The 26290-nt window shown below is 34.2% G+C and carries 25 protein-coding genes; 13 read left to right on the forward strand and 12 right to left on the reverse strand.

Annotated elements, in window-relative coordinates; genetic code table 11:
- Nucleotides 1-8: 8 nt before the first annotated feature.
- Nucleotides 9-2441, reverse strand: a complete 2433-nt coding sequence (locus VKY47_RS06175) for a DUF5916 domain-containing protein (RefSeq protein WP_324311268.1) — start codon at nucleotides 2439-2441, stop codon at nucleotides 9-11.
- A gap of 235 nt (nucleotides 2442-2676) precedes the next feature.
- On the opposite strand from VKY47_RS06175, the gene VKY47_RS06180 reads away from it, so the two are divergent.
- The gene (locus VKY47_RS06180; protein WP_324311270.1) at nucleotides 2677-2967 is read left to right on the forward strand and encodes a hypothetical protein; all 291 of its coding nucleotides are present in this window, start codon (nucleotides 2677-2679) and stop codon (nucleotides 2965-2967) included.
- Between the two features lie 73 nt (nucleotides 2968-3040).
- Here VKY47_RS06180 and VKY47_RS06185 read toward each other — a convergent pair whose 3' ends face one another.
- The 8 genes from VKY47_RS06185 to VKY47_RS06220 all read right to left on the reverse strand — a co-directional run bounded on the left by VKY47_RS06185 (nucleotide 3041) and on the right by VKY47_RS06220 (nucleotide 10775).
- On the reverse strand, nucleotides 3041-5257 hold the full coding sequence (locus VKY47_RS06185; protein WP_324311272.1) for a TonB-dependent receptor: 2217 nt from the start codon (nucleotides 5255-5257) through the stop codon (nucleotides 3041-3043).
- A 72-nt stretch (nucleotides 5258-5329) separates the two neighbouring features.
- Nucleotides 5330-5671, reverse strand: a complete 342-nt coding sequence (locus tag VKY47_RS06190) for a hypothetical protein (RefSeq protein WP_324311273.1) — start codon at nucleotides 5669-5671, stop codon at nucleotides 5330-5332.
- Entirely contained in the window at nucleotides 5671-6165 is a 495-nt protein-coding gene (locus tag VKY47_RS06195) for a DUF6787 family protein (RefSeq protein WP_324311275.1), read from the reverse strand. Before VKY47_RS06195 ends, VKY47_RS06190 begins: the two co-directional genes overlap by 1 nt.
- A 30-nt stretch (nucleotides 6166-6195) precedes the next feature.
- The gene (locus VKY47_RS06200; protein WP_324311277.1) at nucleotides 6196-6633 is read right to left on the reverse strand and encodes a DUF6146 family protein; all 438 of its coding nucleotides are present in this window, start codon (nucleotides 6631-6633) and stop codon (nucleotides 6196-6198) included.
- A 116-nt stretch (nucleotides 6634-6749) separates the two neighbouring features.
- On the reverse strand, nucleotides 6750-7385 hold the full coding sequence (locus VKY47_RS06205) for a DUF937 domain-containing protein (protein WP_324311279.1): 636 nt from the start codon (nucleotides 7383-7385) through the stop codon (nucleotides 6750-6752).
- A gap of 93 nt (nucleotides 7386-7478) precedes the next feature.
- Nucleotides 7479-8441, reverse strand: a complete 963-nt coding sequence (locus VKY47_RS06210) for a D-2-hydroxyacid dehydrogenase (RefSeq protein WP_324311281.1) — start codon at nucleotides 8439-8441, stop codon at nucleotides 7479-7481.
- A gap of 52 nt (nucleotides 8442-8493) precedes the next feature.
- Nucleotides 8494-9558: a 3-phosphoserine/phosphohydroxythreonine transaminase gene (serC, locus tag VKY47_RS06215; RefSeq protein ID WP_324311282.1), complete on the reverse strand. Its 1065-nt coding sequence runs from the start codon at nucleotides 9556-9558 to the stop codon at nucleotides 8494-8496.
- 158 nt (nucleotides 9559-9716) lie between these two features.
- On the reverse strand, nucleotides 9717-10775 hold the full coding sequence (locus VKY47_RS06220) for an acyl-CoA reductase (protein WP_324311283.1): 1059 nt from the start codon (nucleotides 10773-10775) through the stop codon (nucleotides 9717-9719).
- 169 nt (nucleotides 10776-10944) lie between these two features.
- On the opposite strand from VKY47_RS06220, the gene VKY47_RS06225 reads away from it, so the two are divergent.
- Nucleotides 10945-11298, forward strand: a complete 354-nt coding sequence (locus VKY47_RS06225; protein ID WP_324311285.1) for a 4Fe-4S dicluster domain-containing protein — start codon at nucleotides 10945-10947, stop codon at nucleotides 11296-11298.
- A gap of 123 nt (nucleotides 11299-11421) precedes the next feature.
- Here VKY47_RS06225 and VKY47_RS06230 read toward each other — a convergent pair whose 3' ends face one another.
- Together VKY47_RS06230 and VKY47_RS06235 are read right to left on the reverse strand one after the other, a co-directional pair.
- Nucleotides 11422-13119, reverse strand: coding sequence for an AMP-binding protein (locus VKY47_RS06230; protein WP_324311287.1), 1698 nt, complete (start codon nucleotides 13117-13119; stop codon nucleotides 11422-11424).
- A 237-nt stretch (nucleotides 13120-13356) separates the two neighbouring features.
- On the reverse strand, nucleotides 13357-14331 hold the full coding sequence (locus VKY47_RS06235; protein ID WP_324311289.1) for a hypothetical protein: 975 nt from the start codon (nucleotides 14329-14331) through the stop codon (nucleotides 13357-13359).
- 177 nt (nucleotides 14332-14508) lie between these two features.
- On the opposite strand from VKY47_RS06235, the gene VKY47_RS06240 reads away from it, so the two are divergent.
- The 7 genes from VKY47_RS06240 (at nucleotide 14509) to VKY47_RS06270 (ending at nucleotide 21788) form a co-directional block, all read left to right on the forward strand.
- Nucleotides 14509-15624 (forward strand): serine hydrolase domain-containing protein, encoded by a 1116-nt coding sequence (locus VKY47_RS06240; protein ID WP_324311290.1) that lies wholly within the window; start codon nucleotides 14509-14511, stop codon nucleotides 15622-15624.
- A 482-nt stretch (nucleotides 15625-16106) separates the two neighbouring features.
- Nucleotides 16107-16820: a hypothetical protein gene (locus VKY47_RS06245; protein ID WP_324311291.1), complete on the forward strand. Its 714-nt coding sequence runs from the start codon at nucleotides 16107-16109 to the stop codon at nucleotides 16818-16820.
- Between the two features lie 289 nt (nucleotides 16821-17109).
- On the forward strand, nucleotides 17110-17997 hold the full coding sequence (locus tag VKY47_RS06250) for an alpha/beta hydrolase (protein ID WP_324311292.1): 888 nt from the start codon (nucleotides 17110-17112) through the stop codon (nucleotides 17995-17997).
- Between the two features lie 78 nt (nucleotides 17998-18075).
- Entirely contained in the window at nucleotides 18076-19524 is a 1449-nt protein-coding gene (locus VKY47_RS06255) for an FAD-dependent oxidoreductase (RefSeq protein ID WP_324311293.1), read from the forward strand.
- A 140-nt stretch (nucleotides 19525-19664) separates the two neighbouring features.
- Nucleotides 19665-20120 (forward strand): GNAT family N-acetyltransferase, encoded by a 456-nt coding sequence (locus VKY47_RS06260; protein WP_324311295.1) that lies wholly within the window; start codon nucleotides 19665-19667, stop codon nucleotides 20118-20120.
- An 86-nt stretch (nucleotides 20121-20206) separates the two neighbouring features.
- Complete coding sequence (locus tag VKY47_RS06265) at nucleotides 20207-20833, forward strand: SGNH/GDSL hydrolase family protein (protein ID WP_324311297.1); 627 nt, start codon at nucleotides 20207-20209, stop codon at nucleotides 20831-20833.
- Nucleotides 20834-20840: 7 nt separating this feature from the next.
- Nucleotides 20841-21788: a TolB-like translocation protein gene (locus tag VKY47_RS06270; protein WP_324311299.1), complete on the forward strand. Its 948-nt coding sequence runs from the start codon at nucleotides 20841-20843 to the stop codon at nucleotides 21786-21788.
- A 141-nt stretch (nucleotides 21789-21929) separates the two neighbouring features.
- Here the strand turns inward: VKY47_RS06270 and VKY47_RS06275 are convergent, their stop codons facing one another.
- Nucleotides 21930-22232, reverse strand: a complete 303-nt coding sequence (locus VKY47_RS06275) for a monooxygenase (protein WP_324311301.1) — start codon at nucleotides 22230-22232, stop codon at nucleotides 21930-21932.
- A gap of 280 nt (nucleotides 22233-22512) precedes the next feature.
- On the opposite strand from VKY47_RS06275, the gene VKY47_RS06280 reads away from it, so the two are divergent.
- The 4 genes from VKY47_RS06280 (at nucleotide 22513) to VKY47_RS06295 (ending at nucleotide 26020) form a co-directional block, all read left to right on the forward strand.
- Entirely contained in the window at nucleotides 22513-23088 is a 576-nt protein-coding gene (locus VKY47_RS06280) for a DUF417 family protein (RefSeq protein WP_324311303.1), read from the forward strand.
- Between the two features lie 284 nt (nucleotides 23089-23372).
- Entirely contained in the window at nucleotides 23373-23951 is a 579-nt protein-coding gene (locus VKY47_RS06285) for a cytochrome b/b6 domain-containing protein (RefSeq protein WP_324311305.1), read from the forward strand.
- A 235-nt stretch (nucleotides 23952-24186) separates the two neighbouring features.
- Entirely contained in the window at nucleotides 24187-24675 is a 489-nt protein-coding gene (locus VKY47_RS06290) for a hypothetical protein (protein ID WP_324311307.1), read from the forward strand.
- Nucleotides 24676-24736: 61 nt separating this feature from the next.
- The gene (locus tag VKY47_RS06295; protein WP_324311310.1) at nucleotides 24737-26020 is read left to right on the forward strand and encodes a LamG-like jellyroll fold domain-containing protein; all 1284 of its coding nucleotides are present in this window, start codon (nucleotides 24737-24739) and stop codon (nucleotides 26018-26020) included.
- Nucleotides 26021-26290: the final 270 nt, after the last annotated feature.

Here is a 26290-nt window from a genome sequence, read left to right on the forward strand (position 1 = left end):
TACAATTATCAGCTGTGTTTCTTGGTAAATATATTTTTCATTTGGTTGTAATCGATGTAATAAACCAGTCTTATTGAGAAATTATGGTCTATAGGCTGTTTAAACAGATGGTTCACACTATTAAAATAACTATCTCTGGATGCATTGGAAAAATCGAACAAACTGTTTCTGTATAAAGCTGTTAACGTACTGCCAGGAGCAAATTGCCAAGAGTAACCAAAATCCAGATTCCACGTATTGAAATTAACATCTGGGTTGTTTATATCATCTAAAGTATAGCCATTTTCTGTACTTAGACGTCCATTAGCTTCCAAGGTGTATAATTGGTTGTTGTAGGTAACTACGCTCCAATAATTTCTAAAGGATAAGGACAGGGCATGAAACACGTTAAAATTGTAATTTCCTGTAATGGTATTTACAAGCGTATTTTGGTCTCGTTGCCCAAAAATAATATCACTTCCTAAGTTTTGAATAAATCCTCTGTCTCCTTTAGCTTGGATATAATCTGCTCGATAAATCAAGGTAAATCTGTCGTTAAATCTGATTCTAGGACTAATTCCTAATTCAACATTAAAAACATCACGATCTGTTTCAAATAAGGTTTCAAAACCAAGTTCCGCATCTAATGCAAAGGTTTTGTTGTAGTTTGATGAAATCCATCCGCTGGAACTTAAGAAGTTTTCGTAAATAAAATAACGACCTTCTGTTCTTGCTTCGTAATAATCGTATTGTTTGCCTATTTCATAATTTATTCTCCCACCATAACTAAGTAAATTTTTATTTTCTAAAGTGATTCTACTTCCAACGTTGTTTCCGGTATAGGTACTTGGATTATATAGCATGCTGTAGTTGTACCAAAATCCATAATAGAGGTTTATTAAGTTGCCAACAGGTTCAAATATTTGATAGGAAAAATCGGCGCTAAAATTGCTATAGTTGTTTTTAAAATTAATTCCGAAATCGTTTATATCATAATTTTTATCGGCGAGTTCATGACCAAAACTATATTGATAATTTCCACTTATTTTACCAATTTCAAATTGGGTGTTAAAACCACTTTCGTTATCATTTTCTAAATTTAGGAAACTGTGTTTTACGGCAGCGCCAACGCCAAGGGTGTTTTTTTTGTTTGCATAATCCAATAATAAAGCGGTTACGTTGGCATCTCTAAAATGCCCGTTTCTAGTTACGTTGGTATTAATTAAACTTACAGAGGAGTTGCCGTTAAACTGCTGATCTACAACAAAAATATTGTAGTTTGCTAAGGGTTCGACCAATTCTTTTCTGGAATTATTGGTTATTGTGTCTTTAATTGTGGCATAGGTTTTTTGTGTAATGGCATTAAACACTCCAATTCCTAAGCCGTCCTTTGTTCTTCCAGAAACTTTAAAGGCGTTTAGCATTTTCACTTTATCCGGATAGCTGTCGAGAATTTCATCTGGGCCCAAAGTAACATCTCCGGTTGGTGCATTTCCAACACGTCTGGAATAAAACAAATCACCTTTGGTGAATAAATCGACGCCTTCGGTAAAGAATTGGCGTTGTTCCGAAAATTGTTGTTCAAAAGGAGTTAAATTTAGTTGCACATCGTCAAAACCTACTTGGCTAAAGTCGGGAATTAAGGTGGCGTCTAAGGTGAAGTTTTCTGTAATTCCATATTTCAAATCCATTCCAACATGGTATTCGTCTGTAATATTGCCGTCTCCTTCCTTACTAATTACGGTTGAAGCATATGGATACAGCATAAGTCGGGTAGGAGGTTGGATGTCTTTTATTCCCAGAACTTGTCCATGATATAAACTAATGCTTCCTACTTCGGGATTTATAGGATTCCATGTGTATTGCGATTTATCTGATCGGAATTGTCTATGAAATTGCAAGCCCCAAATATGTTCTTTTTTGTTGGAAAAGCGCAAGGCGGAATAAGGGATTTTCATTTCGACAATCCATCCGTCATCAACAATTTTTACAGCACTTTCCCAAACGGCATTCCATCCAAAATCTTCTCCGATATTTGGTGAGCTTATCGCGTCTGCTTGGTTTCCTGTTGGGAAAACAAAAAACTCTGTATCGTTTTGTGAATCGTTGTTAGGATTTAAAACTATTGCAAAAAAATCGTTGAGTCCAAAATTATCACGACTTTGAAATTGTTTTGTTATTTCCTCTGGATTATCGTAAAGATAAGCCCCAAAATAAATGGCATCATCATCGTAAGTAACTCTCACTTGAGTTTTTTGATAAGGCTTTTCTTGTACTCCTACATCTGGTCTAAATTGGATGAAATCTTCAGCTAATTCAGCATTTTCCCATATTAAATCGTCTAGAATGCCATCAATTTTTGGTGCGATATCCGCTCGTTTTATATGAATGGATTTTTTATCTTGAGCAAAGAAAGAACTAGAAAATAAAATAAAAACAATTAAAAATAAAGACAGCTTCATTACAATAATATAATTGGTTGATGACTTAAAGAGTACAAATTTTGGAAATTGTTACATCTTAACCTAACAAATCTAATCTTGTACATTTTAAAAGATATAAAGTAAAAGTTAAAAATATCTTAAAACAGCTAATTTACTAATATGCCAAGCTACTAAATGGTTCTAAACATAAATTTTGTCATAAACTTTAATTTTGGAATGTTTTTTGGTAAGATGTTAGTAATTAATACTATATATGACTGTAGAAAATCGTTCTAAAATTAAAAAACTCCTATTGGGAATCCTGTTTGATTTAATGGGGTATATCTCTTATGTATTTCCACCCTTCGATTTTGTTTGGGCACCTTTATCGGCATATTTAATGACCAGATTGTATCCTGGTAGAAAAGGAAAAATAGCAGCCGTTATTTCATTTGTTGAAGAGGCCTTACCTATGATAGATATTATTCCCACGTTTACACTAATGTGGTTGTACACCTTTGTATTTTCTAGGAAAAAAGCAAGTGTTCCAGTAAATGCAAAATAATATAAACTTAAAAACGCTCTCAAAATAATAACTATTTTAAGAGCGTTTTAATTGGGCTTTTTTTTTAAATCTCTTACAAGCTATAAGAAAGTGAGACACTAATATTTCTTCCTATATTATAAATACCTTCATCCTTTAATCGAGATAAGTGGTTGATATAGGTTTTATTTGTCAGGTTCGTTCCAGAAACAGCAATATTCAAGTTGTTTTTAAACAGACTTACATTTCCACCAATACCAGCGCTTAATAAATTATAACCTGGGGTATTTGTTTCGAAGTCATTGCTGTGGTTTTGTGCAAAAGTCGATTGTAGTTTAACAAAACTATAGAGTTTATCCACCCATTTGGTATTAAATTCCACTCGAAGCGTATTGCTCAAACTGTTTGCAGGAATCATTGGCAAATAGCTATCGTTATCTTGTTTTCCGGTAACCGATTCAAAACTACTCTCTACATGCAACCAATCTAAAGGATGTGGATGAAAATGAAATCCAATTTCACCACCATATAATTTGGCATCTTCTTGCACATAATTATAAACAGGCGTTCCATCGATAAAGGTGCCTTCTGGCTGAAGAAAAATATAATCGTTTACTAAGTTATAGAATCCATTTACATAAAACTCCACATGGTCACTTTTAAATTCAAATGACAAATCGGTTTGGAAATTTTGTTCACTCGTCAGATTTTCATCTCCAATTTCAAATCTATTTGTGCCTTCATGTGTTCCGTAAGACGTTAATTCCGCCAAATTTGGTGCTCTAAAACCAGAAGCCAAGTTTAATCTAGCCGTAATAACTTCAAATAATTTGGTTTTAACACCTAAGGCGCCATTAAAACTATTGAAGTTTTTAGTGAACCCGTTTACCACCTCTATTTGTCTGGTGTCGAAACGCGCACCAACTTGTACATCTGCCTTATTAAAATGAATGTGAGCCATCCCAAAAAGACCAAAGTCGTTTGTGGTGGCATCAGGGATTAATATCTCTTCACCATAATTACCGTTTGTTTGGTGCATTCCTTGGGTACCAACAATAGTTTCAAATTTCCCATAAACCGGTAATTGATATTTTATATCGTAATTAAAGGTTTTTAGTTTCATTTGAAGGGCTGCTTCCAATCCGTCATGTTCATCTTCGTGGTCATGATCGTCGTGATCGTCATGATCGTGTGGTTCTTCAAATTCATTTCTATCGTTATAAATATATCCTAAATTGATGTCTAAACTGGAATTTTCAAAATAGATGTTAGACTTGGAGCTAAACACGTGATTGGTGATGTCCTGATAAGCCAACTCCGGATTTTTGCTGGTAGTTTGCTCACCAATTTCATCAGGAATTCCTAATTTAGAATGGTTCATATTGTACCTGAATTCTGTTTTAAATTGCTTGTCCTGAAATCCGATGCCTGCCTTAAAATCTTGTTCTTCAAAACGGGAATTGGTTACTCTATAATCGGCTGTTTTATAATCTGAATGTTCGCTCATGCTTCCTCTAACAAGAAACTTCAGTTTTTCGGCAGATTCTTTATAGCCTACATTTGCCGAGTAACCCAAGGTATTTCCAAAATAAGTGCCTTCAAAGTCGGCTGCATTTGAGTTTTGTGGAGCAAATCTCTCTGGGTTTATATATAAAACGCCACCAAGTGCATCGCTACCATAGAGTAGGGAAGCAGGACCTTTTATAACTTCCACACTTTCCACTCCCGAATTATTTAGACCCAACCCATGTTCATCACCAAACTGCTGATTTTCCAGCCTGACACCTTGAGTATAAACCAAAACACGATTGGAACTAAGCCCACGAATAACGGGTTTTCCAATTCCAATTCCTGTGCTAATACTTTCTACTCCAGCAATATTTGTTAATCCGTCAGCTAGGGTTAGAGCGCCTTTCGCTTTGAGGTCTGAAATTTTTGCTTGCTCGACTTTCATCACATTTTCACTTTGTAATTTATGAAAAGGGGTAGAAATAATTATTTCGCTCATTTCTATAGCTGAAGGATTTAAAGCTATTTCAAGTTTTCGATTTAATGGAATCGAAATAGTTTTGGAATAGGACTCATAACCCATAAATGAACAAACTATTTTATAATTTCCAGAAGGTAAATTGTTTAATATAAAATAACCAGATTCGTTGGTAGTCGTTCCTTTTTCCAACTGTGGAAAATAGATGTTGGCAAAAGCAATAGGCTTGTTTGTATGATGTTCGACTAGGGTTCCTTCAACAGTATTTTGCGCAAACATAGTTGGCGTAAACCATAGAAGAAACAAGTATGTTATTTGTTTCATGTGTTTTAATTATAATAGTTAAAAAGAGTGATGACCGAAGTAGTTTCAGCATCAAAAAATTAGTTTAAAAAATTAACTATTATAAGAAGGTGGTCCACGGAGGGAGAAATGAAGGGCTTGAAATTCACTAATAAAAAAATACTGTGAATTTATTACTTGATGATTTTCTTGTTTTAAAAGAAGTTTATAAGCATTTTCTTCAAGGGTAAATGCGGTGTTTATTTGAAATTTATGAAACTCGCAATCCACATCCAAAGTGTGTAAATGCGTTTGAGGCTCGCCTATACAAACTTCGTGCTTATGATGGCTATGACCAAAAGTATGTGATAATTTAACAACAGAAGGGGTTAGAACCAACACTATCAAAAGTATTGAAAGTCCTTTAAAAATAATATGTTGTTTGATGTGTTGCACTAATCTAAAAAGCGTTTTAGGCCAAACCTACGGAGCATTTTCTTTTCAAATTCCCAAAAGAATTTAAATTGACCAAAAAGCCAACCGGTGGTTACCAATAGTATTTGATAAAAGATAAGTCCAATGATAATGTATAAAATCCAATAGACGGTAATATTTAAGTTTTCTTTAGTAATTCCCAAAAGTTTAATAATGGGCCTGCCAACAAATAAGGAAGAGGTTCCGGTAATGGCAAAAACAATAAAAATACGAATCAGTTCCCATTTATATTCCACAACCCATCTATCTTCCAGTTTTTTGAATAGGAATAAAATGAACTTGAGTAAAGCAAAAAACAAAACAGCTGTAACTCCAATTTTAACAAGCAAATGATATTCTTTTAAAAGGGCATCTGCCAATTTAAAGGAACTATAAACCAAAGCTAAAATCCCAAGTACAGGAAAGAGAAGTTGCCAATTTTTTTGTATTTCCCAGTTTTTTTTGAAGGTCTCCATTAGGGGGGTATTTAAAACTGCAAAGATACTCTAAATTCTAGGAATAAAACTAGTTAATTGTTGCTTATAGGTTAATTGAAAGTAGATGAAATAGTTGTACAATTTGTAGTTTACTTCGTAGCCATAATTGACCGTTGGATCGTAATAAATTCTAGATTCGTACAAACCGGAAGGATACTCCAAAGGATGCATGGCTCTGTCATTCCAAGCATCGACATAACGTAAATTTCTAGTTTCCATAAAGTCTTGTTCGTAATACCCTCTAGGTCTCGCTTTGGTTTCTAACCAAAAATTAAACCCAGGTTCTATAATGATCAGTTCGTATTCTAAATCGTTGTTAGCAATAGAGACAGTGTCGTTTTTAGTTAATTGTACCTCTTCTTGCTTAGAAGATGCATCTGTAGACTGAGAGGATTTACAACTGTATAAAAAACCAGTAATTAAAAAGATATATAGAAAGGATTTCATGGCGTTTTGTTTCATTTAAAGATACAAAAATCATGCCTTGGTTCGTTGATTTTGTATGGTTTTAACAAAAAAAGCCAAACCTAAGTTTGACTTTTTAATATTTTGGTTTGAACTTCTTATTTTCCAAAAAGTCCTCCTAGCAAACCTCCCAGGCCACCTTTCTTTTTACTTCCTCCTAAAATCATTCCAGCCACATCGTCTATAATACTTCCGTCGCCATCCGCATCTAAGATAGACTCTAAAAAGCTTTGTTCGTTTTTAGAAGAACTACCACTTAATAAACCGCCTAACATACCTTCTAAACCTGAAGGGCTACTCACACTTTTTTCTTTAGTTTGTTTGGCTAGCATTCCCATTAATAGGGGGGCAGCCACTTTTAAAATATTGGCAACAGATTCTGCATCCACTCCTGCACGTGCGCCAATTGCATTTTCAACATGCTGTTGTTTTCCACCTAAAACATGACCTAAAATCTTACTTCCGTCGGTTAATACATCGGCATTAACACCTCCAGAAAAAAGACCACCTAAATTATCAAGAATATTGCCTTCTTGTTTGCTGTTTAAAGCGCTTAAAAGGCCTTCGGCACCTTGAGGTGTTGCAGCGTTGCGTTTCATAGCTTGCATTAATACGGGTAGTGCCATGGTTAAAACCTGACTTGTTTTGTCTTCCGATTGTTTGGTTTGCCCAGCCACTCCATTAATGATGGTTTTACCCATATCGCTATTTAATAAATCTAAAATTCCTGCCATTTATTTATATTTTTTTATTGAAGTTGTTAAAGTACAAAAAAGCCTGTAAAAAATAAAATTTATAGGCTTTTAAAATGTTGTTTGTTAGCAGACTTAGGCTTTTTCTGTTTTTAAAAGACTTATAATTTGTTCGGCTAATTCAACGCCTATTCTTTCTTGGGCTTCGTTGGTGGAAGCGCCAATATGCGGGGTTAATGAAATTCTACCATTCATTAATACTTGGATAGCCGGAGTTGGCTCTTCTTCAAAAGTATCTAGACCTGCAAAAGCTACTTTTCCACTTTCCAAAGCGTCTACTAAAGCCACTTCATTAATAACACCTCCACGTGCGGCATTGATAATTCCAACACCATTTTTCATCATGGCGAAATGTCTTTCTTCAATAACATATTCGTCTTGGATAGGAACATGTAAGGTGATGAAATCCGCGCTTTTTAAGATGTCTTCCATAGACTCGGTTTTAATTTCAACATTGATAAACTGTCCGTTGTAAAACTCCACCTTAATATCAGCCTTTCCAACAAACTTATCGCTGGCAATTACGCGCATTCCAATTCCTAAGGCAATCTTGGCAACCTCTCTTCCTATACGTCCAAAACCAATAATACCCAGCGTTTTACCTCTTAATTCTACACCTTTAGCATAGTTCTTTTTTAAGGATTTAAATTGAGTATCGCCATCTAAAGGCATGCATCTGTTACTATCGTGTAAAAAACGAACCCCTCCAAATAAATGGGCAAAAACCAATTCGGCAACCGAATGTGAAGAAGCTGTTGGAGTGTTTATAACGTGAATATTTTTACTTCTGGCATAATCCACATCTATATTGTCCATTCCAACGCCTCCACGTCCAATAACTTTTAAACTAGGGCAGGCATCTATTAAATCTTTGCGCACTTGAGTGGCGCTTCGTACCAGCAAAACATCTATGTCGTTTTTATTGATATAGTTTATTAACTGTTCCTGTGCTACTGTGGTTGTGATAACCTCAAAATTATCTTTTTCTAAGGCTTCTATACCACTTTTTGAAATTCCGTCGTTTGCTAGTATTTTCATTCTTAAATTATAACTTATATTAATTTTATTTTTGAGGATGTAAGACTGATCACTACGCTTTAGTCTCCAATTCGCTCATAACTTCCACCAAAGCTTTCACGCTATCCAAAGGCATTGCGTTGTACATGGATGCTCTATAGCCTCCAATACTTCTATGTCCGTTAACGCCACTAATACCTGCTTCTTTAAGCATGGCCTCGAAAGTTTCCTTTAAATTATCATTAACTAAAGTAAAAGTTGCGTTCATGTAAGAGCGGTCTTCTTTTGCAGCATAGCCTTTAAATAGGGGATTTAAATCAATTTCAGAGTACATTACGCGCGCTTTCATTTCGTTTTGTTTTTCTACAGCTTTAATTCCTCCTAGATTTTTCAACCATTCTAAAGTCAACATAGAGGTATAAACGGCAAAAACAGGAGGCGTGTTATACATGCTGCCTTTTTCTATATGCAATTTATAATCCATCATGGATGGAATTTTTCTCGAAACCTTCCCTAAAATATCTTCTTTAACCACTACTAAAGTTGTACCTGCAGCTCCCAAGTTTTTTTGGGCGCCGGCATAAATCAAATCAAATTGGGTATAGTCCAAATTACGTGATAAAATATCGCTACTCATATCGCATACCATTGGGATGTCGCACTTTGGAAAGGATTTCATTTGTGTACCATAAATGGTATTGTTGGAAGTACAGTGAAAATAATCGTATTCTGAAGGAATCTCATAACCTTTAGGAATGTAGTTGTATTTAGCGCTTTTAGAGGAAGCCACTTCAAATACATCATCATAAATACGTGCTTCTTTGATGGCTTTATCGCTCCAGGTACCCGCGTTTAAATATCCAGCTCTTTTTTCTAATAAATTAAGGGCTACCATCAAAAATTGGGTACTTGCACCTCCTTGTAAAAACAGGGCTTTATAACCTTTCCCTTCTAGACCTAAAAGTTCTAAAGCTAAAGATCTGGCCTTTTCCATAACATCAACAAAAGCTTTGCTTCTATGTGAAATTTCCAGAATGGATAAGCCTTCGTTATTGAAATCCATAACGGCTTCCGAAGCTTTTAATAAGACTTCTTGAGGAAGAATAGATGGTCCTGCACTAAAATTATGTTTTTTCATAAGTGTTTTCCAAGCAATTGGAACGGGTATTTAGTTAAACATCTATTTCCTTGTTACTTTTTATAAAGATAAGGAGATAGATAAAAAAGTCTTAAATTTTAACGGCAAAGGTGCTAAATTCTTAAAGAAATTGAAATGTATTTTAAATTAATTATCAACTAAATTTTCAACAAAAAGTTTAATGTGTCAACCCCATCTGCAAAATCCCAAAGTTTTGGGTTTTGAGTATCTCCAAATGCTATATCCTTGTTAGACAGATTGTTTGAGACAACACATTGTATGTTTTCAGAATTTTTTTCTAAGGTATTTCTCAAGGTTTCCAAAGAATCAAAATGTTCATAAAATACCGTAGCAATCGGTGAGGCATAGCTAGCATCTTCTTTGATCATTAAAAACCCATTTTCCAACATATCAAATTCACTCATTAAATATACGGCTTTATTATAGTCGTAATTATTGGCGTATTTGGCTTCGTTTATTATGGGATGCCACGCATACATGGCTTTAAAAAAACCTTCAAAATTATAGTCTTTTGGTACAAATAACTTAGACACGTTTCTACAGCCCAAACCGTAATATCTGAAAATATCGTGAGAAAGTTGTGTTAATTGTTCTTCGGTTTCCTTTCCGGTTAAAATGGCTACAGAATTTCTGTTTTTCCTAATAATAGAAGGTCTATCCTTAAAATAATATTCAAAATATCTGGCAGTATTGTCGCTTCCCGTGGCAATAACAGCATCAAAATTCTCTAATTTTCCTTCAGTAAAAGTTATTCTTCCTTTAAAACTTGGAGCGATATATTCTAAATATTTAGCCAAAAAAGGCAAGAGATGTTTGTCGTTAGACGATTGTTTCACCACAACTTCATGTCCAGAAAGCAAAACACAAAAGAAGTCGTGAAAACCAACCAAGGGAATGTTCCCAGCCATAATAATGGCTACTTTTTTAGGTTCTATAGAACGGAACTGATAGTTTTTGGTAAATTGTTTGATATTGCTTTCAACCAAAGCTTTAGACCAATTACTTAAAGAAAAAAGAATGTTCTCGTCCGTAAACCAACCGTTGTGTTCTTTAGCTAGTTTTATTTGATGTTTAAAGCCATCAAAAAACAGGTCGTTATGTAGAATATCTTCCTTTTTAACGATGCCTTTTGTTGAAAACTGACTTAAAAAATCGCCTAATTTTACAAAGGCTTGGATTCTTTCTTCTAAATTCATTATAAGGTTTGGTTATGAATTGTTTTGGCTTTATTTTTGCAGCAGCAAATTTACATAAAGCAAATGAGCAATAAAAGGTTTTAAATCTGATTGTAAATTTTATTTCCTCAAGAATATAACAAGACCTTTTTATAACTTAAATCGTAGAGATTAAAAAATATAGATTGTTATGGCAATAATAATAACAGATGAATGTATAAACTGTGGCGCTTGCGAACCAGAATGTCCAAACAATGCCATTTATGAAGGTGCAGATGATTGGAGATATAAAGATGGTACCAGTTTAAATGGTAAAGTGGTACTGCCAAATGGGAAAGAAGTAGATGCAGACGAAACCCAGGAACCAATTAGTGACGAGATTTACTACATAGTTCCTGATAAATGTACCGAATGTATAGGCTTTCACGATGAACCGCAGTGTGCTGCCGTTTGTCCAGTGGACTGCTGTGTTCCAGACGACTCGCATGTGGAAACAAAAGAGGAGCTTTTAGGAAAGCAACGTTTTATGCATCCGGATGCTTAATTAAGAATGAATAATTTTAAATAAACAATAAACCCCAAGTGAATGCTTGGGGTTTATTGTTTTAAGGTTTTTAGTGAATTTATAGAGAAAGCCGTTTTTTTATTTACTGCACATCTATTTTAGTTAGTATTTCTCATGAAAATACTCATTGGCACGAATTTCTTTTTTTTGTTTACTGAGTGCTTCTTGAGCACGAAGTTCCACGCGTCTTATTTTTCCAGAAATTGTTTTAGGCAGTGTTTCGGTAAACTCGATAATTCTTGGAATCTTATATCGCGACAGGTGTTCTTCAGAATAAGCGAATAATTCTTTTGCCAATGCCTCCGAAGCTTTTGCGCCACTAGCTAAAACCACAAAAGCCTTTACGGCATTACTTCGTAAGTCGTGCGGACTAGCTACTACAGCAGTTTCCAACACTTTTGGATGCTCTAGAAGGATGCTTTCCACTTCAAACGGACCAACCCTAAAGTCGGAAGCTTTTATAACATCATCATCACGTCCAACAAACCAAAAATAGCCTTCTTCGTCTTTATAGGCTTTGTCTCCTGTATAATATAAACCATGTTTAAAAACCAAATCATTGCGTTTTCTATCAATTAAATAGGTTTTAAAAACGCCGGTTACCCTATTGATGTCGTGTTTTAAACAAATATTTCCTTCTTCTGAAGTTTCAACTTCTTGGCCATCATCATCTGCAATCACCACATCATACATAAATGTGGGTTTGCCCATAGAGCCAAATTTCACTTTCTTGCCTGGTAAGTTACCCACCAAAGCAGTAGCTTCTGTCTGCCCATAACCATCGCGAATAAGAATGCCTGTAGCTTTTTTCCAAACTTCAATAATTTCGGGGTTCAAGGGTTCTCCGGCAGCCACACATTCGCGTAGAGAAAAATTATAAGAGGCCAAATCTTCCTGAATTAACATACGAAGTGAAGTAGGTGGCGAGCAAAAGGTATTCACCTTAAAATCTTGAAGGGTTTGTAATTGCTCTTTGGCTACAAATCGATCGATATGATAACCCAGAATGGTGGCTCCCACATTCCAAGGGCCAAAAAAACTACTCCAGGAAAATTTTGCCCAACCTGGTTGTGATATGTTATAATGTATGTCGCCACGCTGCAGGCCAATCCAAGAGCTCGTTGTTAAATGTCCAGTTGGATATCCAAAATGGGTGTGTACTACCACTTTGGGCATGCCTGTAGTGCCAGAGGTGAAAAAGTAAAACAAATCGTCATCAGAACGTGTTTTGGCACCTTCAGACTCTGTGGATTCCAAAAGAATTTGATTTAGAGAAACCCAGCCTTCTCTATGGCCTTCCGTAATAATTTTAAGATTGATGTTTTGACCGATATTTTTTTCGGCCGCATCGATTTTCTCAGCATTTTCAGGGTCGGCTACAGCTACTTGAGGCAAAACCGAATCAAAACGAAACTCCAAATCGCGAACTTCCAAACTCGTAGCTGCCGGAATGATTACAATTCCAGCTTTGATGCAGGCTAAATAACTATACCAGTTAGGAGCCAAAAGCGGTAATTGTATAAACATTTTATCGCCTTGTCCAATCCCATGTTTTCGCATTAAATTCAAAAACTGATTGCTACGTGCTGAGATTTCGGCAAAAGTAAAATCTTCCCGTTGTTCTTTGTACTTCCATATCAAAGCTTTGTCGTTGGGGTGTTGTTTGACATTTAGAGGTTCAAAAACATCAGTAACCCAATTAAAATACTCTGGTTTTACAGGTTTTAAAAGGTGTAAACCATCAAAATCATTTTCTTTTATAGCTTGAGCTACGCGTTGGTATAATTCTAAAATCTTCATGTTTGTTTACTTTGGATTTCTAAAATTATACATATAAATTATATATGCCAAGCTAGAAGGTTAAAAAAGCGGACAGATTGTTGGAAAGAAGAAATACAGCGGATAAAACTTGACTTAAAATGAGATTCGAAGTGAAATAGATGGAAAATAGAAATATTTAGGACATGTAAAATTCCAATCCAACCAAAAGTGAATCGCACAAAGACCTTATCAATTTTTTGGCTATATATAAATTAATTAAAAAGGTAAACTAATGGATTCCGGATCGATAAATTCTTTGGTATAGGGGTTTTCAAGAAAGCTAAGTGTCGGTTTTTGACGTTGAAAGATCTCATCTTTTTCAATCCCGTAAACCTGCCAATAATTTGCGAGCAATTGGGCAAATATATCCTCGTCCCAAAACCCGAAAACGGGTGGCTTATCATCTGTTTTAATTTCTATGGTCATGCCATGGTTTTGGCTTTCAATTTTATATTCTGGTTTGTACTGTAATATGTAATCTGAATAATGAAACCTAGCGTACAATTCTTCAAACTGAACGGGATGTAACACATGACCTTCCATTTTATCGAGTATCTCCTTTTGTTTTTCTCCAATTACGCCATTATCTTGTAAACAGGCTATAAAACCAAAGCCATTGACTCCAAACTGGAACATTAAATTTATAGCATCGTCTCGATAACTAAAAATATCGGCAGAATATTTAAGAGGAAATACAGCAATGCTCCAAGGTTTCTTTCCAACAAAAGAAATTGGTTCTATAATGGATTGTAACATGAAGTGGAAGTGACCAAAACGCTCCTTTAAAGGGGCCGAAAGTTCAAATTCCTCACCTCGTTTTAGTAATCTATCTCTTTCATAAAGCATTTCGTAGTATAAGAGTCCATAGACCATTCTACCTGTCCATTGAAAAAGTAATTCTTGATCGAGTGACGCCATACCTTCAAAACCATCTTTATATGCCGCTTGAATTTTCAAATCCAGCTCATTAAATGCTTTTTTTACCTCAGGAGAACATGGTAATTTAAGATCTGCATAATGATAGGACTTGGCTTTATCCATCATCTCAACTTTTTCATCGCCAAATTTAAAGTGTTTCATTAGCCATTCTGGGAAAACGCTCATGGTTTCGGTGGTTAAGCCTCCAGAAAGGAAGCAAAAATGTTCGTCAAAAATCAAATCCTTAAACGGATTAAAAAGTAGTTGGGTCATAAAGATTACGTTTTTTCGATTTTTTTTACAAATATAGCCATAAACAATGGTTTGCTTTGCCCACTTTCTATAGAAATTGTTTTAGGATGGGCCTGTTTTGTTATAAACTAAATCACAGGGCATTTTGTAACAGATATTGGAAGTTTGCGTCAGATAGATTCATCAATCAATCAAAAAATGAAAATTATTTATCTTCTAGTATTCATTGCGTTCTTTTGTTTCCATGTAAACGCACAAAGCAATCCTTTTCAACCAGATCAAATAAACGACGGTTGGCAAACTGAAAATCCATTTGAAAACAATTCAAACCTCCAAGAAATGGATAGTCTTATTAAAATTGGTGGTTTCAAACAAATTTCCAGTGTGGTTATCGCTCATCGGGGAAAAGTTGTTTTTGAAAATTACTACAATGGCAATCAACCAGACACCAAACACAACACCCGCTCGGCAACAAAAACCATTACAGGAACCCTTATTGGTTGCCTCATTCAAGATGGTTCTTTAAAATCGGTAGACGAAAAAGCTTCTAAATATTCTAAAGCTACAGCTGTTTTATACCCAGATACTAGAAAAAACAGCGTGACTATTGAAGATTTGCTCACGATGTCTTCCCTTTTGGAATGCGATGATTGGGACCAAAACTCTCGTGGAAACGAAGAGAAAATGTACCTTATTGAAGATTGGGTTCAGTTTTATTGGGACTTGCCCATAAAAGGCTTTCCGGAATGGAAACCCAAACCACAAGACTCAAAATATGGTAGAAGCTTTAGCTATTGCACGGCAGGCGTGGTGGTTTTGGGCGATGTTATTAATACCCTTTCTGGTTCTTTGGAAAATTATGCCGACAAAGCTCTTTTCTCTAAACTGGGAATCATCGATTACCATTGGCAGAAGACGCCCAAAGGGTTGCCAATGACGGGTGGGGGATTGGGTTTAAAAACCAGGGATTTGTTAAAAATAGGGCAGCTGTACTTAAACCAAGGTCAATGGAATAATCAGCAAATTATCTCATCCGATTTCGTTTTAAAATCGATGAAACCTCAAGCAGAAGTAGGTATGTTCGATTATGAATACGGATACTTATGGTGGCTCTCCGAGTTTGGCAAGCCAGATGAAAAAGTAAAAGCCAACTTTATGACTGGAACTGGAGGCAATAAAGTGGCTGTTTTTCCAGACTTGGATTTAGTGGTTGTTTTAACCAGCACGTATTTTAATGGAGGAATGGAATCTCACAATCAAACAACCAATTTGTTGAATGACTATATAGTTCCCGAAATTAAGAAACTAAAATAATACAACGTTCTTAAGGATTTATAACATTAGTTATTTTATAGCTGTCGCCCAAGTATTTTGCTAAGATTGAGAAATTTTAATCTTTAAAAGCGCAGTTTTTAAAAAGCATATTAAATTAGGACGAAATAACTTCAAAAGAGGCAGAAATGAGTAATCGGTTGAGCTGACTGAGTAAATACTCTTTATGAGTTAGTATTTGGTTAATATATAAGTTTTATAGAGGGGTGGAGGGAAACATGCTGTTTATCCTATATAAATTTTTTGCATAAAATCTTATTAATAATTGTCCCTCTTCTTGTTGACATCTAGTTAGTTGTTAGTCAATTATTTAGTTTAATTTTATTGTTTTTAAAAGTCATAAATACAAATTTTAAACCTCCAAATAGTTTGGGTCATCGACCAATATTTGTAAAATTATCTTATGTTTATCCGAGAAATAAAGGGTTTGTTTAGCTCTTAAAATTAAAAAAAAAGTAACACATATGAGAAATTTTATTGTTTTAATCATTGGATTTGTATTTATGTCCTGTAATCCGAAATTTTATACTCCAAATACTCAAAACGTTCCTCTAATTTCAGAAAAAGGAGAAACAGATCTAACAATTTCAGGAAATGGAAACCAAGTTGAATTTCAAGGAGCTTATGGAATTACGAATCATTTTGCTGTAAAATTAAATGGGGGATTATTTATTCCTACAGATGGCACTAATGGCAATGGAGGTTCGGGTAAGTTTGCCGAAGTAGCTGGAGGATATTTCAAACCTATAGGTGATAATTGGGTTTTTGAAGCGTATGGACTTATTGGTTATGGTAGTTTTGAGAATCACCTCCCATCTACTATACAGGCTAATCCAGCTACCGAAGGAGATATTTCCGCCAATATTATAAGGCTAGGAATTCAACCAAATTTCGGCTATAAAACAAAACATTTTTCAGCTGCGGTTTCTTCACGATTTGTGAACCTTTCGTTTAACAATATAAAAGGTGATTTGATTTATGCAGGAACCGACCAAACCGCCTACTTAAAAGATAATTCCTCTAATTTTTTAGTGGAACCCGCTCTAACCCTAAAAGCTGGATTTGAAAAAATTAAGCTACAAATGCAATATGGATATAGTTATAATTTATCTAATAGTGCTTTCAGACAAGATAACGTGTTCGTGACAATTGGACTTAACTATAAATTTAATTTGTAATGATTCCATAATTTGAATCCAATAATTATAAACTAATTTACCTCAAGTAGAAGCTGGTTTAAAAACCGGCATGCTTGAGGTTCTTTGTTTGGTTTTGCTTGTTTAAATTATATAGGAGTTATTATTATTATTATTATTATTGACAGACTTATTTTAAAAATACCTTAAAAAATAGTATCTAATTAAGGTCCATGTTTTACTGGTTTGAAAAATATTACATTTGCAGGGTTTATATAAATAAGTAGATTATACAGGATATATAAAATATTGAGGTTAATTAATAGAATGAATGAAACAGAGCTTAACATACTATATAACTTTAGGAATAATTAAGCTAAAAGGTTTAAAACAAGACTTTAATAAAGACCCAATAAATTTCAATAAAATTAGAAAAGATGATGTGCATCAGCCCAAGCGAGCGTTTTTCAGGAAGAAACACCATAGAGTTTTTCAAGTTTTAGACTCCTTAATTACGGAAGTAAGTGTAAATGAAAATTCGAAGAATCTACTGATGTTTATTCACGGAGGCGCTTTTATTTCTGGTCCCGCCAAACATCATTGGGATGCTGTTAAAAATATTGCTCAAAACACAAAGTGTCAGGTTTGGATGTGCAATTACCCTAAAGCACCCGAAAATAAGATTGTAAAAATATCTGAGAATATAGATGCCATATACCAAGTTGCACTCAAGAATTACAAGACGAATCAAATTTTTTTAATGGGAGATTCAGTAGGAGGAACTTTAGTAACAAGTTTAATTCAACGTCTTATTATAAAACAAATAAAGTTGCCACGTAAAATAATTCTTGTTTCTCCTGTTATGGATGCAAGTATGTCTAATCTTGAGATTTTAGATTTAGAAAAAAGAGACCCGATGTTATCTAAAAAAGGCGTGTTAAGTGCAAAAAAAATGTGTGCAGAGAATATGGATTTGACCAATGAAATGATTTCACCGTTATATGGGAGTTTTAAAAATTTTCCGCCAACAGTTTTATTTCTTGCAGAAAATGATATTACTTATCCGGACCAGAGGCTGGCAGTCAAAAAACTAATTGAAGCTAAAATTAATCTTGAAATAATTGAAGGAAAAAATATGCCACATATTTGGCCTTTACTACCAATAATGAAAGAAGCTAAAACATCCATGAATGAAATAATTAGAATTATAAATAGCTAAGTATTTTGTATGGAAAATGTTAGAGCCAATTCTAAGCTCATCATCAAATGAGTGTAAAATAATTTAGAAGTGAAAAAGATGGAAAGTAAAGCAGCAAATTGGACTATTTGCAAAGAATGTTATGGTAGTGGTAAAAAAAGACAGCGTCTCCGTAAGAAAGAGCGACTTCGTTACCAGTTAGCACTCGATCAATTTAAAAAAGACAACAAAAAAGCATCGGCTCCCATTCGCCCTAAAGGTCATCTGTATTCTTGCTTAAACTGTAGCGGATCTGGGCTCATTTCTTCAGCCAGTCATCCGATACCAGATATAAAAAACTATCCGCATATTGCTATTATTGGTGGCGGAATAGGTGGTGTGGCTTTAGCTGTGGCCTGTTTGCACCGTGGAATTCCTTTTACTCTTTATGAGCGCGATAATGGTTTTGATGTTCGTTCACAAGGTTATGGTCTTACTTTACAACAAGCGAGTAAAGCCATTGAAGGGTTGGGGATTTTTTCTTTAGCAAAAGGAGTTGTTTCCAAAAAACATGTGGTTCATAATACAGATGGAAAAGTAATTGGCGAATGGGGCATGAAAAAATGGTTGGATACAGATACAAAAAAAACTCCCAAACGTACAAATGTGCATATTGCAAGGCAGTCTTTACGTTTAGCTTTGCTTGAACAACTTGGCGGACATGATGCCGTGCATTGGGGACATCAGTTAATAGACTTTAAAAACTGTGAGAATGACGCGGTGGATTTAAGCTTTCAGGCAGACGGAGAAGTAAAGCATGTTAAGGCAGATCTTGTGGTTGGTGCCGATGGAATTCGCAGTTCTGTGCGCAAGTTGCTAATTGGCGAGGAAGCAACCCCTTTACATTACTTAGATTGTATGGTAATTTTGGGTGTGTGTCCATTAAAAGCTATCGAAGGTCTTGATAGTCCTTTACTAGATTCGGCCACGGTATTTCAAACGGCTAATGGCAATGAGCGGATTTATATTATGCCTTTTGAGACCGACTCCGTCATGTGGCAATTGAGTTTTCCCATGTCTGAAATTGAGGCAAAGAACTTGAGTGTTTTAGGCCCTCAGGCACTTAAGGAAGAAGCGTGTCGTAGAACGCATTGGCACGATCCAATTCCTCAAATTTTAGCAGCAACTTTACAAACTCAAGTTTCAGGCTATCCGGTGTACGATCGAGAAATACTTCCTCCAGAATTGTTAGATAAAGGAGGTTCAGTAACTCTTATTGGAGATGCAGCACACCCTATGAGTCCGTTTAAAGGTCAAGGAGCCAACCAGGCACTGTTGGATGCGTTGGCACTGGCCAGAAGCATTTCAAGAGAATGTCATCCCTTATCAAAATGGAAAGAAGTTGGATTGAGAGAAAGTGTTTTAAAAGCGTTTGAATTGGAAATGTTAAAACGTAGTGCTTCCAAAGTGAAAGATTCGGCAGCCGCTGCACAATTTTTACATTCTGAAATTGTCCTTGAGGAGGCGAATGCACCTAGAGGGCGGTGTTTAAAGGAAAAAGAAGCATAAGAATCGGAATCGTTACAAAATTTCATGAAAATAATAATCACAATTTTATTAGAATCTAGATTCTATTGAGTTGGGAAAAAAAATAGGTTCGTGGAACATGTACACTAGAGATACCGGTAAATTTAATAATAAAATTAATAATGAATTTTAGAAAAGCGACAAAAAAAGATCTTTCATCCATTGTTGAAATGATGGCTGACGATATGCTCGGGAAAAAAAGAGAAAACTTCCAAAACCCATTACCAATAGAATATCTAAACGCGTTTAATAAAATAGATTCTGACGAAAATCAAGAATTAATTGTTGTCGAAAATGAAAATTTTGAAATTATTGGAACTTTACAATTATCATTTATTCAGTATCTAAATTATTGTGGCGGAATTAGAGCTCAAATAGAATCTGTAATAATTAGAAAAGATAAAAGAGGTCTCGGAATTGGAAAAAAAATGTTTGAATGGGCTATAATTAGAGCGAAAGAGAAGAATGCCCATATGTTGCAGTTAACCTCTGATAAAAAAAGACCAAGAGCAATTAAATTTTATGAAGAATTAGGGTTTAAAGCAACTCATGAAGGAATGAAAATGCACTTCGATTAAAAAAACCTACTGCCAAATACCTATTATAAAACATAGCTCATTTTAATGAAACAATTTCAGTAACAACTAGCAACAAACCTCATAATATGAATAAAATATTAACCCTATTCTGCCTATTCATAATTTCATTTTCAGATGCATATAGTCAACAAACATCCAGTAATAAAGCTTCCAAAACAAAAACAAGTATTTTATTTATAGGCAACAGCCTGACCTATACTAATAACTTGCCAGAACTCGTAAAGAAAACAGCCAAGCAGCAAGGAATTAAAATAGATTATAAAATGATTGCATTTCCTGATTATTCCATATTAGATCATTGGAATGAAGGCGAAATCCAAAAATTGATTGCAACTAAAAATTATGATTTTGTTATTATTCAACAAGGACCTTCTTCTCAAATTAATGGCAGGGATATGCTTTTTGAATATGGAAAAAAGTATAGTAGCATCTGTAAAGTAAATAACGCTAAACTTTGTTACTTTACGGTTTGGCCGTCATTAAACTACTACCAGTCTTTTGATAATGTTATAAAAAATTATAAAGATGCCGCACTATTCAATAACGCCATTTTGCTTCCAGTAGGACACGTATGGAAAGATTATTTTGAAAGTACAGGCAATTTTCAATATTATGGCTCCGATGGGTTTCATCCATCATTAGAAGGTAGTAAAATAGCAGCAAAAACAATCGTTGAGTATTTATTTAAATAATAAAAAAATGTATAAAATTTCAATTCTAAAAAAAATCAGGTTAGTAATTTTCTTAATTTTTATTTCAAATGTATTAGTAGCCCAAAATCAATCAGAGGTAGTACAATTTGATAAAACACTCAATCAATTTGTCAATGTGCGTGATTTTTGTCTTTCAAAAGATGGAAATGAAGCGTTTTTCACCATTCAAAGTCCGAACCAAGAAATTTCGCAACTAGCATACATTAAAAAGAAGAATAATGAATGGTCTCAGCCAGAATTGTTACCCTTCAATGATAAGTATATGTATTTAGAACCTTTTTTGTCGTATGATAATAACCGATTGTTTTTTGCTTCCGATAGGCCCTTAAATGATACCACAATTGAAAAAAAGGACTTTGATATTTGGTATGTGGATAGAAATAATAAGAACGATAAATGGTCTGAGCCAAAGAATATGGGGAAGCCAGTAAATTCAGAATTGGACGAGTTTTACCCTTCCGTTAGTAAAAACAACAACCTATATTTTACGATGGTATCTCCCGATGGCTTTGGAAAAGATGATATTTATTTTTGTAAATGGGAAGGTGACAAATATTCAAATCCCATTTTATTAGATGAAAATATCAACGGTGCAGGGTATGAGTTTAATGCTTTTATCTCAGAGAATGAAGACTTTATAATCTATTCAAAATACAACGAAGAAGATGGTCAAGGAAGTGGCGATTTATACATTTCAAAAAAAGACGCCAACGGACATTGGAAAAAAGCAACAAACTTAGGCGTTCCAATAAATACAAAATATATGGAATATTGCCCGTTTTATGATGAGCAAAACCACATATTGTATTTTACAAGCAAGCGAAATAATATGAAGCCAAGAAAATTCACTACCATGTCCGATTTAACAACATATATTCATCAAAGTGATAATGGTTTGAGTAAAATTTATATGACGGCAATAAAAATAGAATAAACATTAAGTTTAACACCAAGAAAACTAGTTTCTTAACACGTTTAAACACTGTTTAATCAATCTGTTGCCATAATTTAAGGATTTAGATAAACAAAAAACAAGAGATTATTTAATGGGTATCTAAATCCTATAGCTTTTAAATTAAAAAGGGGCTTTACAAATTTCAGAAAGATCCTTATTTATTTCAAAAACTTTGCCTTGAATATTTGAATATCCAAAACTCTCAAGCCTTTTGGTGTGCATTTTTAGATAATTTTCCGCATGCTCTCGCGTATCAAATAGATAAATACCTCCAGCAACATTTTCTTTCTGATCTTCAGTCCAAAATTTCCAAATACATCCAGGCTCTTGCATGATGCTTTTAGCAAGCTCTGTCATTTGATTTGCCATATCTTTTCCCCATAGGTCTTTATGTGGAAATTCTACATACATAATTACTGCCATAAAATTTATTTTTTAAAATGATAAGGCAAAGATATAGGAACATGTTGAACTGAACTATGAGGATAATCAGGGAAACTGTATCGTAGATATAAAACTTAGGCAAAATCAAGATGATATTGACGTAGAATTATCCCAAAGTAATATACTGAACCATCAATCTAAAAAAGCTCTATTTGATTTTTCTTCCTATTTTCGCTCAAAATTTTAATCAAAACGAACTAACACGATTTAGTACATACTACCAGATACTAGAAATTAAAAAACATTTAAAACAAAATCAATGAATAAACTAATTACAATTTTAGCCAATAACCAATTAAATTATATCAATCTGTTAAGAATATCCATATTTATAGTAATGGCCTGGATTGGTGGACTCAAAGTCTTTCAATATGAAGCTGACGGCATTGTGCCATTTGTAGCAAATAGTCCGTTAATGGCTTTCTTTTATAACAAGGAAGCACCAGAATACAAGGATTTTAAAAATCCAGAAGGAAAAACGGTTCAAAAAAATATAGATTGGCATAAAGAAAATAGAACCTACATTTTCGCCTATGGTTTGGGAACTGTTATATTGATTATTGGCTTATTGACCATTCTTGGTATTTGGTATGCTAAAATCGGACTTATAGGCGGACTGTTAACCTTCGGTATGTCGTTAGTCACCCTTACTTTTTTAATTACAACACCAGAAGTGTATGTGCCAAATCTTGGAGGAGATTTTCCCACACCACAGTTTGGATTTCCATATTTATCAGGTGCCGGTAGATTGGTATTAAAAGATGTTATAATGATGGCTGCAGGACTAATTTGTGCATCAGACGCCGCTAGGCGACTTTTAGGCCAAGCTAAATAAGAGCCTCTATATTTCAGGTACCTGTTTGTTTAAACCCATATCATGAAAAAAACTTGAATTTTTTTAAGCCCTTTTTTAAGGGCTTTTTTGTAGGGTTAATTAGTCGTTTTCCATTGGAGTGAAAGGGTAAACTAGAGGAAACACCAAAAAACACATTCTATTGAAGGATTTCTGTATCTGCAATTTTTAAAAACATTTTAACATTAAATGTCCTCTCTTTTTTGGAATAGGATTATATTTATGGTTAAAAAAAAAAGATATTAATCATCTGAAAAAAGAACCTTATGGAAATGACTAAATATTCTAAAACGTATCGAATAATGCATTGGGCCATTGCTATAACGTTTGTACTTTTATTAATTACAATCTTTTTAAGATTAACCTGGATGAACAAGTACAATGTGGCAGCTATTATTCAAAATTACTTGATAGATACTGGTCAAGTCCTTACGGAAGATCAGCTCATTGTTTTAGCAAAAAAGATAAGACAACCTATGTGGGATTGGCATATTTATTTTGGATACCTATTGACCGGATTATTCAGTTTGCGTTTGATGCTTCCTTTTTTTGGAAAAATGAAACTTCAAAACCCCCTTGTTAAAAATCTTTCCATGAAGGAGAAGTTTCAAAAATGGACCTATATAGTTTTTTATATCTGCGTTATGGTGTCGTTAACAACTGGACTTATAATAGAATTGGGACCCAAAGAACTTAAAAAACCTATGGAAAGCATCCATGTACTTGGAATCTATTATTTAGTTGGATTTATTGCCCTTCATATATCCGGCGTATTAATTGCAGAATTTACAGATCAAAAAGGAATTGTTTCGAGGATAGTAAGCGGCTCGAAAAAGGAAAATTAAAAACACGGCTGTACAACAAGACCAGTTTTTACACAACATATTGAAATTTAAAAACCCAACTTTAATAAAGGTTTAAAATACTTTTTACATAGCGGGTTTATTTATAGATAATATTAAAATGGTTTTAATTGGCTCGATATTCTTACTATATTTGAGAATATGGCTATAATTAGATATAATATAGCGAGTTATTTACCAGCTATCGCAACCTTACAAACACTAAACAAACACTACTATGAGACAAATTATTTTCATGTTATTCACCTTTGGACTTTTTTCCTGCAATCAACAAACAGACAACACAAAAATATTGCAAAACCGTATAGATAGTTTGGAAATAAAACTAGCAGACACTTACAAGCCTGGCTTCGGAGATTTTATGAGTAGCATACAAGCACATCATCTAAAGCTCTGGTTTGCCGGGAAAAATGAAAACTGGAAACTGGCAGATTTTGAAGTGCACGAGCTTATGGAAGCCGTTGAGGACATTCAGAAATATCAAGCAGGACGAAAGGAAAGCGAAATGATAGGAATAATAATTCCTCCCTTAGATAGTATTAGCAAGGCCATTAAGCAGAGAAATTCCGTTTTATTCGAAAGTAGTTACACCTTGCTTACAAATACGTGCAACCAATGTCATAGCGAGGTAGATTTTGAATTTAATGTAGTAAAAATACCAGATAGTTCTCCTTTCAGTAATCAGGAATTTAAACCAATAAATTAAAAACGAATCTTTTTCTAATAGTTATTAATTTATAAAAACTGAAATATAAAACAAATAAAAAATGAATAAAGTTAAAATCGTACTATGGGCATTTATAGGATTGACCATGTCTTGCTCAAATAGTACTGAAGAAATAAATGAAACAACTGTAACTATTTCAGATATAACAATAACTATAAACGAAAACCCTACTAACAACCAATTACTTGGAACTGTTGAAGCAACAACCAACCAAGGAAATTTAACGTTTTCAATTACGGAACAATCACCCAATGATGCTTTAGTAATTAATCCTTCAACAGGAGAAATAAGAGTTTTGGATCAGACACTTTTTGATTTTGACACCAATCCAATTATTATTGGGGTTATTAAGGCAGAAAATGGAGAAGTTTTTGATACAGCTAACATAACAATCAACCTCAATGACTCTAATGAAATAACTGCTTTTGATTTTAACGCAACCCTTGAAGCTATGCCGTTAGTCAATCAGTCTCTAGGGATAGTAGAGGCCACCACAAGTCATGGGAGTTTAACGTTTTCAATTATAGAACAAACCCCAAATAACACATTAAAAATAGACCAACTAACAGGAGAATTAAAAGCACAATATGTTACAGGTTTTATTGGAAATCCTATAATTGTTGCTACGGCCAGAATCCAAAATGAAGTTACTTTTAAAAATATAAATATTCGTATTACTTTGGTGTCTCCTTGCAATACCAATACATCTCCAGTGTTAAACGCATATTATCCAATGAACTCCAATGTTATGGATGAAAGTGGTTTTAATAATCATGGAACTGTTTTTGGAGCCGTATTAACAACTAATAGATTTTCAGAGTCTGAATCGGCATATTCTTTTGACGGAATAGACGATAGCATCCAAATTGAAGACAACAACCAGTTATTTTTAAATAATGAATTTACCATTTCGGCGTGGATATATCCAGAAGAAATAAAAACGCAAGAAATCCTTAGAAAAGGGAGCCATGTAAATGGTAATTCTTCTTGGCCATTTGGATTGGCTTTGAGTAATTCAAACGATATTATTTTTTCCATAACCGCCGGTGGAGTGCTTTATCAGGCAAGAAAACAAGGATATCAAACCAATAACTGGTATCTTATAACAGGTGTACTTAAAAACCAAAAAATGTATTTATATGTTAATGAGGACCTTGTGGCCATTAAGGCAATTGAAGGAGATATTTTTAACGACAACTTACCACTTGTAATTGGGACGAGATTAAATATGCCATCTAACACATTTAAAGGAAAAATTGACGATGTTAGAATATATAGTTCCGCCCTTTGTCAGTTAGATATTGCAGAGTTATTTAATAATTAAATTGGTACCCATAAAAAACAAAAGTAAAAACGACGCTTCCCTTCATCAGTTTTAAAAAAAATCCTGTAAAACAAGGAGGAGAGTTATAAAAACAACAGCATCCCACACAAATTCGCAGCGCAAAAACATTTCCACACTTCCTCATTCAAACTTTTCAAGGAATTAACTACCTTTGCAGCTTGAAAAAATAAATTCAATTTAAAGAGATTTCTGCCTTTGCAGGAATTACGTATAATTAAAACAGCCCAATAGCTCTCTTTCCCTAGGAAA

The sequence above is a fragment of the Xanthomarina sp. genome (assembly GCF_035306705.1).
Lineage (GTDB): Bacteria > Bacteroidota > Bacteroidia > Flavobacteriales > Flavobacteriaceae > Xanthomarina.